Below are 12628 nucleotides of genomic sequence, written 5' to 3'. Positions count from 1 at the left end.
TCAGCCACGCGCCGCTTCCGCCAGGACAAAGGCCTTCACCGCATCATAATCGCCGGGCAGGCGCTCGTAACGTTCTTCGCGGTCGAACAGATTGCCGAGCCGTGCGGGCAGTGGCGGACGCACCCCGGTCGCACGCTCGACGGCTTCGCGGAACTTCGCCGGATGCGCGGTTGCGAGCGTGACGACGGGAATATCGGCATCGATCTCGAGCGCACGCGCGGCCGCGAGGCCGACCGCGCTGTGCGGATCGATGATCTGCCCGCCCTTTTCCTGCGCCCAGCGCAGCGCGAGCGCCATCGTGTCGCCGTCGATGCTCGCGCTCGAAAACAGGTCTTTGGCGCCCGCCAGCATATCGGCGGGGATGGTCATCGCGCGATTGCGATCGAACTCGCCCATCATGCCGGTGATCGCAGCACCATCGCGGCCCGCGAGGTCGAAGAGCAGCCGTTCGAAATTGCTGCTGACCTGAATGTCCATGCTCGGCGTCGCGGTCGGCGTAACGGTCCCCGCGCTATAGTCCCCGCTCGTCAGTGCGCGGTGGAGGATGTCGTTGACGTTGGTCGCGACGACCAGCTTCGCGATCGGCAGCCCCATCTGCGCCGCAACATAGCCCGCGAACACATCGCCGAAATTGCCCGTCGGTACCGAGAAGGCGACCGGGCGGTCGGGACCGCCGAGGCGCACCGCAGCATAGAAATAATAGACGACCTGCGCCATCAGCCGCGCCCAGTTGATGCTGTTCACGGCCGACAGCGTGACTTGCTCACGCGCTTCCGCGTCGCCGAACAATCGCTTCACCATCGCCTGCGCATCGTCGAAGCTGCCGTCGATCGCGATATTATGCACGTTCGGCGCGAGCACCGTCGTCATCTGGCGCCGCTGGACGTCGCTGACGCGCCCCTCGGGGTGGAGCATGAAGATGCGGATATGCTCGCGGCCCGCGACCGCCTCGATCGCCGCCGACCCGGTGTCGCCCGAGGTCGCACCGACGATCGTGATATTCGTATCGCCGCCGGCGAGGAATTTCTCGAACAGCTCGCCGAGCAGTTGCAGCGCGACGTCCTTGAACGCGAGCGTCGGGCCGTGAAACAGTTCGAGCAGCCAGTGGCGATGATCGAGCTGGACGAGCGGCGTCACTGCGTCGTGGCTGAAACGGCCATAGGCGGCGCGGCACAGGGTGCGCATCTCGTCCTCGGTCAGCACACCCTCGACGAAGGGCCGCATGATCCGCACCGCAGTCTCGGCATAGTCGAGCCCCGCGAGCGCGCGGATTTCGTCGGCCGACATCCGCGGCCATTTCGCCGGCACATAGAGGCCGCCGTCGCTGGCAAGGCCGGCGAGTGTCGCTGCACGAAAGTCGAGGGTCGGCGCAGAGCCGCGGGTGCTGATATATTCCATGACGGACACAGCGCCTAGCGGCGCGTCGTCACGGCTGCAAGCGGCGGCGGACCGCGAGGACGTAGATAATCAGCGCCACGATCGCGAAGAAAAACCATTGGAAGGCATAGGCAAGATGATTGTTCGGCGTATCGTCGGCCGATGGCACCGCGCTGGCGCGCAATCCCGCCGCGGGCTGGTCGGCGATGAGCATCGCGCGCGCGGGTACGGCCTTGCCCATAACGCGCTCCATCACCGTCGGCTGTTCGGGCCCGGGAACGATCGTTCCCTGCACCGTTCCGCCCATCCATTTGGGCGGCGCGAAATCGTCGCCGATGCCGACATCGACCAGCACGCCGGGCCCTTCGGCGCCGGTACGGCAGTCGGCGATCATGCGGATCCCCGACTTGCCCTTGCGGTCGGTGCCGCTGCGCGGATCCCAGCGTACGGGTTCGAGGCAGACAACGCTGCTCTTGCGATACAGGAAAGCGTCGGGAACGGGCGGCAGCTCGGGATAGGCGACCAGCGACGACATCGCCATGTTGCGCTGGAACAGCGCGATCAGCGCTTCCTTCTCGCTCTTGCGCTGGAGCTGCCAGACGCCGAGCGCGATCATCGTCGCAACCGCGGCGAGCACCAGGATCGTCGGGATCAGCGGCCAGCGCCGCACAGGAGCTACGGATTCGGCGGGGTCAGTCATTTTTGTCCTCCACCTTGCGGCCCTCCGCCGCCTTCCGCTGATGCTCGCTCGCGAGCAGCGCGGCCTTGCCGACGCGCAAGCCATAGACGACCGCGGCAGCAGTCAGCGGCACCCACAGGATCACATGCACCCATAAAGGCGGGCGCACGACGGCATCGAGTGTCAGCGCAATCGCGATAAGCAACGCCCCGATGATCAGCGTCAGGAAAGCCGCAGGCCCGTCGCCGACATTATATCGACTGTAATCGAGCGCGCAGACGCGGCACCGTTCCTCGAATTTCACCGGCCCGTCGAACAGCGTCGACGCACCGCATTCGGGGCAGAGACCAAAAAGGGCAGCGCGCCAGACCGGCGGCTGCCCCTTTTTGATGTTGTCGCCTGCCGGCAATTTAGTGCGCGGCGACCGGCGCGCCCCAGCCGCCCCAGACATAGACGATGATGAAGAGGAACAGCCACACGACGTCGACGAAGTGCCAGTACCAGGCAGCGGCTTCGAAACCGAAGTGCTGCGTCGGGGTGAAGTGACCCTTGTAGGTGCGGACGAGGCAGACGATCAGGAAGATCGTTCCGACGAGCACGTGGAAACCGTGGAAGCCGGTCGCCATGTAGAAGGCCGAGCTATAGTTGCTCTGTCCGAAGCCGAACGGCGCGTGCGCATATTCATAGGCCTGGATCGCCGAGAAGATCGCGCCGAGGATGATCGTCAGCCACAGGCCCTTCTTGAGGCCTTCGCGGTCGCCGTGGATCAGCGAATGATGCGCCCAGGTGATCGTCGTGCCCGAGCAGAGCAGGATCAGCGTGTTGAGCAAAGGCAGCGAGAAGGCGTCGATGACTTCGATGCCCTTCGGCGGCCACATGGTGATCGCGGCGGCGCCATCCTGCCCGAAGAGCGACGTGACCGCGCCCTCGGCATATTCGATCGGCACCGGGAACAGCGAGAAGTCGAACCAAGCCCAGAACCAGCCAACGAAGAACATGACTTCCGAGGCGATGAACAGGATCATGCCATAGCGCAGGTGCAACTGGACGACCGGGGTATGGTCGCCGGCATGCGCTTCGTTGATGACGTCCGACCACCAGCTGAAGAAGGTGGCAATCACGCCCATGAAACCGAGGCCGAGGACCCACTTGCCGACGCCGCCGAAATGATCGGCGTGCATCGCCATCACGAGCCCGAAGAACATCACGAGTGCCGCGACCGAGCCGATGAGCGGCCAGACGCTGGGATTTACGAGGTGGTAGTCATGATGTTTCGCACCGGACATGGCGTGTTTCCCGTTTTTAGCAGCCCCAGCACGACGATTCCCCATCGTCTGCCGGTCTTGTTAGACTCTTGTTCGCGGCCTTAGCTCGCCTTTTTACCCTCGTCTACAGGGTGGAAGGTGTAGCTGAGGGTGATTTCCTGCACGTCGCGCGCGTCGGGGTCGTCCTTGATCTTCGGATCGACGAAGAACAGCACCGGCATGCGCATCTGCTGCCCCGGCTCCAACCGTTGCTGGGTGAAGCAGAAGCACTGGATCTTGGTAAAATATTTGCCCGCCTGATCGGGGGTGACGTTGAAGCTGGCGGTTCCCACGACCGGATGCGCCGAATTATTCTCGGCGATAAAGATCGCCATGTCGCGCGCGCCGATGCTCACCGTATCGGTCGGATGCTCGGGATAGAATTTCCACGGCAGGTTCGGCGAAACATTGGCGTCGAAGCGGACCGAGATCGTGTCCGACAATATCTGCGGCTCGGCCGCCGCGGCGACCGGGTCATAACGCTGCGTCGTGCCGCCGAAGCCGGTGACGCGGCAGAAGAGATCGTAGAGCGGCACCGCCGCGAACCCGAGACCCGTCATCGCGAGCGCGATCAGCGCAGCGAAACTCGCGGTCTTCGCGTTCGGGGACATGCGCCCGATCACGAGAAAATCTGCATCTTTGCGATGGTGATGAAGAAGAACAGGACCGCGAGGGCGCCGAGCATCCACGCCATCATGTTCGCGCGGCTGCGCTGACGGCGGCGATATTCGGCCTCGTCGAAGGGTTCCTGTGTCGGTTCGTCGGTCATAGCGGCCACCAATGGTCGGCGACAACCGCGCCGAACAATATGAAGAGATAGGCGATCGAATAAGCGAACAGGCGCTTTTCGGGGCGCATCATATCGCCCTCGCCCGTCGTGCGCGTGCCGACCTGGATCGACATCAGCACGAAGACCAGCGACAGGATCGTCGCGGTCCAGCCATAGAGCGCGCCGGTATAGCTGAGCGGCCAGGGCGCGATGGCACCGACCGCCATGATGACGGCGTAAAAGAGAATCTGGCGCCGCGTCGATTTCTCGCCCGCGACGACCGGCATCATCGGGATGCCCGCGGCGGCATAATCCGACCGCACGAACAGCGCGAGCGCCCAGAAATGCGGCGGCGTCCACAGAAAGATCAGCAGGAAAAGCAGCACCGGAAGCGGCGCGATCGAACCCGTCGCCGCGACCCAGCCGATCAGCGGCGGAAACGCACCCGCCGCACCGCCGATGACGATATTCTGCGGCGTCCGCGGCTTCAGCCACATCGTATAGACGAAAACATAGAAAAGGATCGAGACGGCGAGCAGCAACGTCGCCTGCCAGTTCGACGCAAACAGCATCAGGAACAGCGAGAAAGCCGCGAGCCCGACGCCGAACTGCAACGCAGTCTGCGGGTCGAGGCGCCCGGCGGGAAGCGGCCGGCCCGCGGTCCGCTTCATCTTGGCGTCGAGCCCCGCCTCATACCATTGATTAAGCGCGCCCGAAGCCCCTGCCCCCAGCGCGATCGCGAGGATCGACGAGAAAGCGAGTACGGGAGGTACACTAACCGGCGCCGCCAGCAGCCCGCACAGCGCGGTGAACACCACCAGCGACATGACGCGCGGCTTCGTCAGCGCGAACAGGTCGCGCCAATCGGCGGGTAGTGCCGTTTCGCCGTGGGTCAGGCTCTGCGCCATGGTCACTCCAGCCATCAGGGAAACGCCCCCTGCCTTATGTCAGCAGGGGGCGAAACCGATCAGGCGATACGCGGCAGTTCGTTGAACTGGTGGAACGGCGGCGGGCTCGACAGCGTCCATTCGAGCGTCGTCGCGCCTTCGCCCCACGGATTGTCGGCGGCCTTCTTGCCGGCGAACAGCGAGTAGAGGATGTTCGCGAAGAAGAAGAGCATGCCGACGCCCATGATCACATAGCCGTAGGACGAGATCAGGTGCCAATGCGCATAGGCTTCCGCATAGTCGGGGTAACGGCGCGGCATGCCCTGCTGACCCAGGAAGTGCTGGGGGAAGAACATGACGTTCACGCCGATGAAGAAGATCCAGAAGTGCAGCTGGCCGAGGGCCTCGCTGTACATCCGGCCCGACATCTTCGGGAACCAGTAATAGAAGCCGGCGAAGAGCGAGAAGACCGCGCCCAGCGACAGCACATAGTGGAAGTGCGCGACGACATAATAGGTGTCGTGCAGGTTGGTGTCGACGCCGCCATTGGCGAGCACGACGCCGGTCACGCCGCCCACGGTGAACATGAAGATGAAGCCGAGCGACCAGACCATCGGGGTCTTGAAGCTCATCGAACCGCCCCACATGGTGGCGATCCAGCTGAAGATCTTGATGCCCGTCGGGACCGCGATCACCATCGTTGCCGCGGTGAAGTACATCTTCAGGTTCACGCTCATGCCGACCGTGAACATGTGGTGCGCCCACACGATGAAGCCGACGACGCCGATCGCGACCATGGCGTACGCCATGCCGAGATAACCGAACACCGGCTTGCGGCTGAAGGTCGAGATGATCTGGCTGACGATGCCGAAGCCCGGCAGGATCATGATGTACACTTCGGGGTGACCGAAGAACCAGAAGAGATGCTGGTAGAGGACGGGGTCGCCGCCGCCGGCCGCATCATAGAAGGTCGTGCCGAAGTTGCGGTCGGTCAACAGCATCGTGATCGCCGCGGCCAGAACCGGCAGCGCGAGCAGCAGAAGGAAGGCGGTGACCAGCACCGACCACACGAACAGCGGCATCTTGTGCAGGGTCATGCCCGGCGCGCGCATGTTGAAGATGGTGGTGATGAAGTTGATCGCACCGAGGATCGACGCCGCACCCGCAAGGTGGAGCGAGAAGATCGCCATGTCGACTGCGGGGCCGACCGACCCGCTGGTCGACAGCGGAGCGTAGACCGTCCAGCCCGTGCCGGCGCCATTGCCGCTGCCGCCCGGAACGAACATCGATCCGACGAGCATGACGAACGCAACCGCCGTCAGCCAGAAGGACACGTTGTTCATGCGCGGGAACGCCATGTCGGGCGCGCCGATCATCAGCGGCACGAACCAGTTGCCGAAACCGCCGATCATCGCCGGCATGACCATGAAGAACACCATGATCAGGCCGTGCGCGGTGATCATCACGTTCCAGAAATGCTTGGCGGCGGTCAGATCCTGCGCACCGCCGAGCGCCTGCGCCCAGCTGCCCAGATACTGGATGCCGGGATGCGCGAGCTCGAGGCGCATCATGCCCGAAAGCGCGCCGCCGACGATGCCGGCGACGATCGCGAAGATCAGGTAGAGGGTGCCGATGTCCTTGTGGTTCGTCGACATGAACCAGCGGACAAAGAAGCCGGGCGTGTCGTGATCATGGTCATGATCGTGCGCATGGTCGTGGCCGTGCGCGGGTGCAGTCGCTGCGATATCGGTCATCTGTCGGACCCCTTATTAATTCTTGGCGGCCGGCGCGGCGGCGGGCGCCGCTGCCGGTGCAGCTTCGGTCGTGGCAGCAGCCGGCGTCGCGGCAGGTGCGGCAGCCGGAGCGGCGGCGGCAGGTGCCGGAGCAGCGGCGGCAGGCGCGGCGGCCTCGGGGCCCTTCGGGTTTCCGCCCTTCGAGCGGACCCAGGCTTCCCACTTGTCGACCGGGAGCACTTCGACGGCGATCGGCATATAGCCATGATCGACGCCGCAGAGTTCCGAGCACTGGCCGTAATAGACGCCGACCTTGTTCGCGGTGAACGTCGTTTCGTTGGCGCGGCCGGGGACCGCGTCCATCTTGGTCCAGAAGGCCGGAACCGCGAAGCTGTGGATCACGTCGGCGCCGGTGATGATCAGCTTCACCTGACGGCCGACGGGAACGACCATGCGGTTGTCGACGGCGAGGTGATAGGGCTCGCCGCGCGCGACGGCATCCTTCTCGGGCAGGATCTTCGAGACATATTCGCCAATGCCCTGGTCGGGATAGGCATAGCCCCAATACCACTGGTAACCCGTGACCTTGATCGTCAGCGCGTCCTTCTTCGGCGGCTCATATTGCTGGGCCAGCAGCCGGATCGACGGAACCGCGATCACCGCGAGGATCAGCACCGGGATGGCGGTCCAGATGATTTCGATGAAGGTGTTGTGCGTCGTCTTCGACGGCACCGGGTTCGCCTTGGCGCGGAAGCGGAACACGACCCAGAGCAGGAGACCGAGGACGATCAGCGTGATCACCGTGATGACGGGCAGCAGGATCACATGGTTGAACCAGTAAGCCTGTTCGCCGACCGGGCTGACCTGCGGCTGGAAATCGATGCCTGCGTCGACCGGCTGGCCAACCCCGGGGGTCGGCTTCATCGGGACATAGGTCGCATCGCCAGCCGGAGCCGCTGCGGTCGTCGCGACCGGCGCCGCTGCCGGAGCAGCCGCATCGGCGGCAGCCGGAGCCGGATTCGCCGGAGCCGTTGCGGCAGGTGCTTCGGCCGGAGCCGCAGCAGGTGCCTGCGCATGGCCGGCGCCCATCGCGCCGAGCGACAAAGCCGCCGCAATTACAAGGGTTTTCAAGCTCTTCATAAGGATAGTGCCGCCCGTTGCCTGTTGTTCTTATTGATGCCCCAGCCGGCCTTTCCCCACTGCTGGACACAGGTCCACGCAGCCATCGGACAGGCTGAATCTCGCGGGCGCTATAGACCCGCTTGCCGCTTGCCTCAAGCATCTCTAACACTATTTTGCGGCTGGATAATCTTCGCCGCTCAAACCCGCTCGCCCATCACGGGCGAAGCACAGGACAAAAGAATAAATCTCCCATGACCGATGACGAAATCCTGGCCGAGTTCCGCGCCGCCGACGCCCTGCTGCAGGGCCATTTCCTGCTCTCCTCGGGCCGCCACAGCGAATATTATCTGCAGTGCGCGCGCGTGCTCATGGATACCGAGCGCGCCGGACGCCTCGCCGTCGCGCTCGCGGCCAAGCTGCCGCGCGACCTGAAGCAGGCGATCGATGTCGTCGTGTCGCCCGCGATGGGCGGGGTCATCATCGGCCATGAAATGGGCCGCGCGCTCGGCAAGCCTGCGATTTTCGTCGAACGTCCGACGGGCACCTTCGAACTCCGCCGCGGCTTCACGATCGATCCGGGCGCGAAAGTGCTCATGGTCGAGGATGTCGTGACCACCGGCCTGTCGTCGCGCGAAGCGATGGAGGCGGTCCGCGCCGCGGGCGGCGATGTGATCGCCGAAGCCGCGCTCGTCGACCGCTCGGCGGGCAATGTCGAACTTGGCGTCCCCTTCTATCCGCTCGTCGCGATCAACTTCCCGACCTATGCCGAGGACGAGCTGCCGCCAGAGCTGGCAGGAACCGAAGCGGCGAAGCCCGGCAGCCGGAGCAAGGCGGCTTGACCGGCGCCTCGCCCTCCCGCCTGCGGCTCGGCGTCAACATCGACCATGTCGCGACGATCCGCAACGCGCGCGGGGGCGAGCATCCCGATCCGGTGCGCGCGGCCGAGATCGTCGCGGCAGTCGGCGGTGACGGCATCACCGCGCATCTGCGCGAGGATCGCCGCCATATCCGCGACGACGATCTCAAGCGCATCCAGGCGGCGACCGACCTGCCGCTGAACCTCGAAATGGCGGCGACCGACGAGATGCTCGAAATCGCGCTCCGCCACAAACCGCACGCCGCGTGCATCGTCCCCGAAAAGCGCGAGGAGCGCACGACCGAGGGCGGACTCGATGCGGCAGGACAGCATAATCATCTCGCACCGATCGTGGCGCGCCTCAACGACGCGGGCATCCGCGTCAGCCTCTTCATCGAACCCGACGCCCGCCAGATCGAGGCCGCAATGCGCCTCCGCGCGCCCGTCGTCGAATTCCACACCGGGCGCTATGCCCATGTCGAGGGCGAGGAACGCGCCGCCGAACTCCGCCGCCTCGCCGACGCCGCCGCGCTCGCGTGGAAGAATGGCATCGAGCCGCATGCCGGCCACGGTCTCACTTATGAAAATGTCGTGCCGGTCGCCGCGATCCCGCAGCTCGCCGAGCTCAACATCGGCCATTATCTGATCGGCGAGGCGATCTTCACCGGGCTCGACCCGGCCGTGCGCCGGATGCGCGCGCTGATGGACGAGGCGCGAGGCGCGCTGTGATCATCGGGCTGGGTTCCGACCTCTGTAATATAGAGCGTATCCAGGCGTCGCTCGACCGCTTTGGCGAACGCTTCGAAAATCGGGTGTTCACCGAGGTCGAACGCGCCAAGGCCGCGCGGCGCCCCTTCACCCGCGCCGGGACCTACGCCAAGCGTTTCGCCGCGAAGGAAGCTTTCTCGAAAGCCGTCGGCACCGGCTTCAAGCGCGGCGTGTTCATGAAGGACATCGGCGTCGTCAACGCGCCCTCAGGTGCCCCGACGCTCGCATTGACCGGCGGCGCCGCCGAACGGCTCGCGCAGATGATCCCCGCCGGCCACACCGCACATATCCATTTGACGCTGACCGACGACCATCCGTGGGCGCAGGCCTTTGTCATCATCGAAGCAATCAAGGACTGAAATCGCATGGCCAAGACCAAGGCAAAGGGTGACGAAAGCTGGGGCAAGCTGATCCGCGATGTCGTGGTGATCCTTCTCCTCGTGCTCGGCATCCACAGCTGCGTCGCCAAGCCCTTCTACATCCCCTCCGATTCGATGATGCCGGTGCTGCGCAATGGCGACCGGCTGATCGTCAGCAAATATCCCTATGGCTGGTCCTATTCTTCCGTGAGCTTCCACCTCGCGCCCAAGGTCGAAGGCCGCCTGTTCGGCAAGCTGCCCGAACGCGGCGATATCGTCGTGCTCGAACATCCGGTGACGCGGATCGACTATATCAAGCGCGTGATCGGCCTGCCCGGCGATACGATCGAGCTCACCAACGGCGAACTCAGCATCAACGGCAAGCCGGTGAAGCGCGAAGTCCAGCCGATGCTGGCGATCCCGGTCGATCTCAACACCCCCGGCCCCGACAGCAGCCTGTTCCGTTTCGTAAACCGCGGCGCCGATGGAAAGGAAGTGCTGGAGCTTCCCATCGTACGCGAAACACTTCCCGGCGGCGCGACATTCGACACGATCGACATGGGGCCCGGCTACACGACCGACAATTATGGCCCGGTCACCGTGCCCGCCGATCATGTTTTCCTGATGGGCGACAACCGCGACGGCAGCGCCGACAGCCGCGTCGACACGAACCAGAAGGGGCTCGGCGGCCCCGTCCCCTTCGACGCGATCGCCGGTCGCGCCGAGATCATCAGTTTTTCGACCGATGGAACCGCCGAGTGGTATAACCCATTGAGCTGGTTTAACGCCTTGCGTTCGGGACGCGCGGGAACCGACCTGCGCCCCGAACGTCAGGGCAGCTAAGACAACGGGGAACAAGACATGGCGGCGACACGAAAACCGGCAGCAACGCGAGCCGCCGCCAGCGCCGCCACAAAGGCCGAGGCGCACAAGGAAGCCCCCGGCCCCACCGAAATCCGCAGCCAGCTCGTCCGCGCCGAACTGCTGAAGGCGGGCGTGTGGATCGGCCTCGCATTGCTCATCGGCCTGTGCATCGTCCTCATCCAGCCGATCCTGCTGATCTTCGCCGGCATCGTGATGGCGTCGATGCTCGACGGCGGGACACGCCTGCTCGGCCGTGTGTTGCCGATCGCGCGCGGCTGGCGCCTGCTCATCGTCTGCCTGTCGTTGCTCGCCTTCCTCGTCTGGACCGTCATGTTCGCGGGCTCGCAGATCGCCGATCAGGCCGCGACCCTGCAAACCGTCGTGATGGCGCAGATCGAGCGTATCGCCGCATGGGCGAGCGAGCATGGAATGGGCAATCTCCAGCTCGATACCAAGACGATCACCGATAACATCGCCGGCACGGTCGGCCGGGTCACTGCCGCGGTCGGCACGGTACTCGGCGGGCTCACCAGCCTCGTCATGATCCTCGTCCTCGGCATCTTCATCGCGATCGAGCCGCGGCTTTACGAACGCGGCGTCGCGTGGATGCTGCCGATGAAGAGCCGCGAGAATTTCTACATCACCACCGCGCGCATGGGCTTCACATTGCGCCGCCTGATGGCGGGGCGCCTGCTCGGCATGCTGGTTGAAGGCATCGGGACTTGGCTCGCCTGCATGGCGGTCGGCATCCCGATGGCCGCGCTGATGGGCCTGCTCACCGGCCTGCTCGCCTTCATCCCCAATATCGGCGCGATCGTGTCGGGCGTGCTGCTCGTCCTTGTCGGCTTTTCCGCCGGAACCGATACCGGGCTCTGGGCGATCGCCATCTATTTCATCGTCCAGACCGTCGACGGCTATCTGATCGTCCCGATGGTCGCGAAAAAGACCGTCGACCTCGCCCCCGCGCTCGTCCTTGGCGCGCAGATATTGTTCGGCGCGCTGCTCGGCCTGATGGGCCTGTTCCTCGCCGACCCGATCGTCGCGATGATCAAGGTCGCGCTCGAACGCGAGGCCGAACGCAACGCCGACAAAACGAAAACGGCGGCGGGCAACTGAGCCCACCGCCGCATTTGTTTCGCTAAGTCCGCTGGCTTACTGCGGCGGCATACCCGGAGGCGGGCCGCCGGGGCCACCCGGGCCGCCCTGCATCTGTTGCTGCTGCATCATCTGCTGCTGTTGCTGCATCTGCTGCTGCATCGCGCGAACCTCGGCCTCCGAACGGAAGTCGAGCAAGGTCACGTCGAAATGCAGCGTGCTGCCCGCCGGGATCGGCCCGACCGCGCGGTCGCCATAACCGAGCTGCGCCGGGATGGTGATCTTGTACTCGCCGCCCTTCTTCATGCGGGTCAGCGCTTCGGAGAAGCCCGGGACGACCTGCGCGACCTGCATCGGCGCCTGTTCGTTCGCGTCGAAGACGGTGCCGTCGTCGAGCTTGCCTTCATATTTCACCAGCACGACGTCGGCCTTGGTCGGGCTCGGCCCCGTGCCTTCCTTGACGACTTCGAACCCGATGCGCGGGGTCATGTGCCACGCAAAGGCCGCGCCCGCGACCAGCAACGCCGCGAGGCCGAACCACATCAGCCACAGGCCGCCCTTGCTCACCGGACGCAATGGAACCGTCGTTACGCTCATCTTGGATGATCCTTCCGCTGCCCCGGCCGGGGCGAAAATGCTGGCGAGGCCTATAGGCGGTGCGGCGCCGGGCGGTCCAGAGGCAATATGCGCGCGCCGCGCTTATCCGCTGATGCCGGCTTAGGGGTGGGAAGCTGCCTCCCGTGCACCCCGGCGAAAGCCGGGGCCCAGTGCGGAAAAGCGCAAGGTTAGTGTTGGAATTCTGGGCCCCGGCTTTC

At 64.9% G+C, this 12628-nt stretch carries 15 protein-coding genes; 5 read left to right on the top strand and 10 right to left on the bottom strand.

What is annotated here, in order from left to right:
* From thrC to coxB, 9 genes are all read right to left on the bottom strand, one after another.
* On the bottom strand, window positions 1-1398 hold the full coding sequence (gene thrC, locus GGC65_RS00075; RefSeq protein WP_192645297.1) for a threonine synthase: 1398 nt from the start codon (window positions 1396-1398) through the stop codon (window positions 1-3).
* Window positions 1399-1426: 28 nt separating this feature from the next.
* A complete protein-coding gene (locus tag GGC65_RS00070; protein WP_192645296.1) occupies window positions 1427-2077 on the bottom strand; it encodes an SURF1 family protein in 651 nt (216 codons plus the stop codon).
* Window positions 2070-2465, bottom strand: a complete 396-nt coding sequence (locus tag GGC65_RS00065) for a DUF983 domain-containing protein (protein WP_225940605.1) — start codon at window positions 2463-2465, stop codon at window positions 2070-2072. The genes GGC65_RS00070 and GGC65_RS00065 overlap by 8 nt, the downstream gene beginning before the upstream one ends.
* 1 nt (window position 2466) lies before the next feature.
* Window positions 2467-3342, bottom strand: coding sequence for a cytochrome c oxidase subunit 3 (locus GGC65_RS00060; protein WP_192645294.1), 876 nt, complete (start codon window positions 3340-3342; stop codon window positions 2467-2469).
* 80 nt (window positions 3343-3422) lie between these two features.
* Window positions 3423-3971 (bottom strand): cytochrome c oxidase assembly protein, encoded by a 549-nt coding sequence (locus GGC65_RS00055; RefSeq protein WP_192645293.1) that lies wholly within the window; start codon window positions 3969-3971, stop codon window positions 3423-3425.
* A gap of 8 nt (window positions 3972-3979) precedes the next feature.
* Entirely contained in the window at window positions 3980-4129 is a 150-nt protein-coding gene (locus tag GGC65_RS00050; protein WP_192645292.1) for a hypothetical protein, read from the bottom strand.
* Window positions 4126-5052, bottom strand: coding sequence for a heme o synthase (locus GGC65_RS00045; protein WP_413052710.1), 927 nt, complete (start codon window positions 5050-5052; stop codon window positions 4126-4128). The genes GGC65_RS00050 and GGC65_RS00045 overlap by 4 nt, the downstream gene beginning before the upstream one ends.
* Before the next feature lie 44 nt (window positions 5053-5096).
* Entirely contained in the window at window positions 5097-6770 is a 1674-nt protein-coding gene (ctaD, locus tag GGC65_RS00040; RefSeq protein WP_192645291.1) for a cytochrome c oxidase subunit I, read from the bottom strand.
* A 15-nt stretch (window positions 6771-6785) separates the two neighbouring features.
* Window positions 6786-7889 carry a cytochrome c oxidase subunit II gene (gene coxB / locus GGC65_RS00035; RefSeq protein WP_192645290.1) on the bottom strand — a complete coding sequence of 368 codons (1104 nt, stop codon included), beginning with the start codon at window positions 7887-7889 and terminating at the stop codon, window positions 6786-6788.
* Window positions 7890-8122: 233 nt separating this feature from the next.
* Here coxB and pyrE point away from each other — a divergent pair, with 233 nt between their 5' ends.
* From pyrE to GGC65_RS00010, 5 genes are read left to right on the top strand one after another with little or no spacing between them, the layout of a single operon-like run.
* A complete protein-coding gene (gene pyrE, locus GGC65_RS00030; protein WP_192645289.1) occupies window positions 8123-8710 on the top strand; it encodes an orotate phosphoribosyltransferase in 588 nt (195 codons plus the stop codon).
* Window positions 8707-9456 carry a pyridoxine 5'-phosphate synthase gene (locus GGC65_RS00025; RefSeq protein ID WP_192645288.1) on the top strand — a complete coding sequence of 250 codons (750 nt, stop codon included), beginning with the start codon at window positions 8707-8709 and terminating at the stop codon, window positions 9454-9456. Before pyrE ends, GGC65_RS00025 begins: the two co-directional genes overlap by 4 nt.
* On the top strand, window positions 9453-9854 hold the full coding sequence (gene acpS, locus GGC65_RS00020) for a holo-ACP synthase (protein ID WP_192645287.1): 402 nt from the start codon (window positions 9453-9455) through the stop codon (window positions 9852-9854). Before GGC65_RS00025 ends, acpS begins: the two co-directional genes overlap by 4 nt.
* 6 nt (window positions 9855-9860) lie before the next feature.
* A complete protein-coding gene (gene lepB / locus GGC65_RS00015) occupies window positions 9861-10697 on the top strand; it encodes a signal peptidase I (RefSeq protein ID WP_192645286.1) in 837 nt (278 codons plus the stop codon).
* Between the two features lie 18 nt (window positions 10698-10715).
* Window positions 10716-11834 carry an AI-2E family transporter gene (locus tag GGC65_RS00010; protein WP_192645285.1) on the top strand — a complete coding sequence of 373 codons (1119 nt, stop codon included), beginning with the start codon at window positions 10716-10718 and terminating at the stop codon, window positions 11832-11834.
* A gap of 36 nt (window positions 11835-11870) precedes the next feature.
* Here GGC65_RS00010 and GGC65_RS00005 read toward each other — a convergent pair whose 3' ends face one another.
* A complete protein-coding gene (locus GGC65_RS00005) occupies window positions 11871-12410 on the bottom strand; it encodes an FKBP-type peptidyl-prolyl cis-trans isomerase (protein ID WP_192645284.1) in 540 nt (179 codons plus the stop codon).
* Window positions 12411-12628: the final 218 nt, after the last annotated feature.

The organism is Sphingopyxis sp. OAS728 (genome assembly GCF_014873485.1).
GTDB lineage: Bacteria > Pseudomonadota > Alphaproteobacteria > Sphingomonadales > Sphingomonadaceae > Sphingopyxis.
This window is presented reverse-complemented; position numbering and strand designations above follow the sequence as displayed.

Excerpts from the sequence above, each read along its gene's own strand:
- thrC (WP_192645297.1), bottom strand. The coding sequence starts at position 1,398 with ATGGAATATATCAGCACCCGCGGCTCTGCGCCGACCCTCGACTTTCGT.
- GGC65_RS00070 (WP_192645296.1), bottom strand. The coding sequence starts at position 2,077 with ATGACTGACCCCGCCGAATCCGTAGCTCCTGTGCGGCGCTGGCCGCTG.
- GGC65_RS00060 (WP_192645294.1), bottom strand. The coding sequence starts at position 3,342 with ATGTCCGGTGCGAAACATCATGACTACCACCTCGTAAATCCCAGCGTC.
- GGC65_RS00055 (WP_192645293.1), bottom strand. The coding sequence starts at position 3,971 with ATGTCCCCGAACGCGAAGACCGCGAGTTTCGCTGCGCTGATCGCGCTC.
- GGC65_RS00050 (WP_192645292.1), bottom strand. The coding sequence starts at position 4,129 with ATGACCGACGAACCGACACAGGAACCCTTCGACGAGGCCGAATATCGC.
- GGC65_RS00045 (WP_413052710.1), bottom strand. The coding sequence starts at position 5,052 with ATGGCTGGAGTGACCATGGCGCAGAGCCTGACCCACGGCGAAACGGCA.
- ctaD (WP_192645291.1), bottom strand. The coding sequence starts at position 6,770 with ATGACCGATATCGCAGCGACTGCACCCGCGCACGGCCACGACCATGCG.
- coxB (WP_192645290.1), bottom strand. The coding sequence starts at position 7,889 with ATGAAGAGCTTGAAAACCCTTGTAATTGCGGCGGCTTTGTCGCTCGGC.
- pyrE (WP_192645289.1), top strand. The coding sequence starts at position 8,123 with ATGACCGATGACGAAATCCTGGCCGAGTTCCGCGCCGCCGACGCCCTG.
- lepB (WP_192645286.1), top strand. The coding sequence starts at position 9,861 with ATGGCCAAGACCAAGGCAAAGGGTGACGAAAGCTGGGGCAAGCTGATC.
- GGC65_RS00010 (WP_192645285.1), top strand. The coding sequence starts at position 10,716 with ATGGCGGCGACACGAAAACCGGCAGCAACGCGAGCCGCCGCCAGCGCC.
- GGC65_RS00005 (WP_192645284.1), bottom strand. The coding sequence starts at position 12,410 with ATGAGCGTAACGACGGTTCCATTGCGTCCGGTGAGCAAGGGCGGCCTG.